At 43.2% G+C, this 1,897-nt stretch carries 2 protein-coding genes; both read right to left on the bottom strand.

Annotated features, from left to right (window positions below; all coding sequences use genetic code 11):
• Window positions 1-5: 5 nt before the first annotated feature.
• Window positions 6-1,262, bottom strand: coding sequence for a competence/damage-inducible protein A (locus NJ959_RS29025; RefSeq protein ID WP_254015231.1), 1,257 nt, complete (start codon window positions 1,260-1,262; stop codon window positions 6-8).
• A gap of 210 nt (window positions 1,263-1,472) precedes the next feature.
• Window positions 1,473-1,897 (bottom strand): hypothetical protein (locus tag NJ959_RS29020; protein WP_254015230.1); only part of this gene is annotated, 425 nt, incomplete at its 5' end.

The following is a 1,897-nucleotide window of genomic DNA, read 5'->3' as shown; positions in this document are numbered from 1 at the left end:
ACTCCCTACTCCCTACTCCCCTCTAACCTGCGCCGAAGTCGATCGAGGGCATTACAGACGCTAGCATGACGAATAGCATCCCGACTGCGATCTTTACCCAACTGATACTTAAAACATTCCACCTTACCATCAGGCTTTGCCAAACCAATATAAACTAGACCTACAGGTTTAGCCTCTGTACCACCTCCAGGGCCAGCAATTCCAGTAATACTAAGTCCCCAACTCGTACCTAAGAGCGATCGCACTCCTCCTGCCATTTGCTTGGCCACGGGTTTACTGACAGCCCCCCATTTTTCCAACAGTGATGCCTTCACCCCTAGCAAAGAAGTTTTCACAGAATCATGGTATGAAATTACACCCCCTAGAAAGTAATCAGAACTACCAGGGATATTAGTTAACATACTACTAATGCCACCACCAGTACAGGATTCGGCGACACTAATGGTTTGGTTGGCATCCTTTAACAATTGTCCTACTACAGAGGATAAGGTATCGGTATTTGCACCAAAATAATCAGTGCCAGCAATCTGGATGAGTTGTTCCACTACAGGTTGAATTAACTGTTGCGCCTCTGCTTGAGAAGGGGCGCGTGCGGAAACTCGCAATCTCACTTCCCCCTTAGAAGCATAAGGAGCAACAGTAGGATTAGCGAGGTGGAAAAATGGCGCGACTTTTTCTGCTAAGGCTGACTCGCCAATACCCCAAAACCTCAAAGTGTGACTGTAAATGATTTGTTTACCCCAACCCAGACTCTTGAGATAGGGTACCGCCGTTTCCTCCCACATCAGGTGCATTTCACTGGGGACACCCGGAAAAGTCATAATCGTTAAACCAGCACGGGGATGCCAGATTATGCCCGGAGCAGTACCGCTAGGATTAGGTAAAATTGCCGCACCTTTGGGAATTAGTGCTTGCTTATGGTTACTAGGAGTCATTTGTCGTCCCCGCTCGGCGAATTTGCGGGTAATATCTTCTAGTACATCGAGGTTTTCCTCCATCGGCACGCCAAAGAAGTCAGCCAGGGTTTCTGTGGTTAGGTCATCTGGCGTTGGACCAAGGCCACCAGTTAAGATGATGATTTCGGAGCGATCGCTGGCGATTGCCAATATCTGTTTTAAACGAGTTGGATTATCGCCCACTACTGTTTGATAGTAGTGAGGAATGCCCAAATCCGCTAGCTCTCTGGCTAAAAACTGGGAATTGCTGTTGAGAATATCCCCTAGTAGTATTTCCGTTCCCACACAAATGATTTCAGCACTCATGACTAATGGTTATGCCTTAACTGTTTCTGAAGTTTAAACTATGACCTTGGCAAAGGTTAATGCTTTGTGTCCCCATCTCTCCATCTCCTCATCTCCTCATCTTCCTAACACACCCACGTACCCCAAAAATAGGGATTTGTTAGGGGTCTATCCTATTGACATAAGTGATTGTCTTATGGTAATGGTTTCATTCATCTGACGTACCTAAATTTACTTAATAACATCCAATATTTCCTGAAGTGTAAAATAAATGTAGTAAAAAACTGGACTTCCGTTGATGTCTATAGTGCCATAACGTCGATACGGACGACCTTGGGAATCTTTATACTGTATCTTGAGATTCTTATTGTAACCACGAAAGCTTGGATCGACATACCCTAGATGAATGGGAGCGCATTTTTCATCGAAAGTGATACCCCATTTGATTTTTGCTTTTAGTTTACCATTCGGTTCCCGGTCACCTAAGTCATAGAAAAGGTTTTCATAAAAATAGCTTATCTTAACTTTCTCAGAATCTTTAAAATCTTTTTCTGTAATTATTTTCTGATACTTAAGTTGATCTTTATGAATATCTAAATCTATTTCTACTTTTTGAAAAAAATCTTTTACCTCCTCAAGTATATATTCCTCTATCT

Source organism: Limnofasciculus baicalensis BBK-W-15 (assembly GCF_024178385.1).
Taxonomy (GTDB): domain Bacteria; phylum Cyanobacteriota; class Cyanobacteriia; order Cyanobacteriales; family Coleofasciculaceae; genus Limnofasciculus; species Limnofasciculus baicalensis.
Note: the sequence above shows the minus strand (reverse complement) of the source record. Positions and strands in the feature narration are given on the sequence as shown.

What these genes read in the sequence shown, in the direction of transcription:
- NJ959_RS29025 (WP_254015231.1), bottom strand. Translation starts at nt 1,262, where the DNA reads ATGAGTGCTGAAATCATTTGTGTGGGAACGGAAATACTACTAGGGGAT.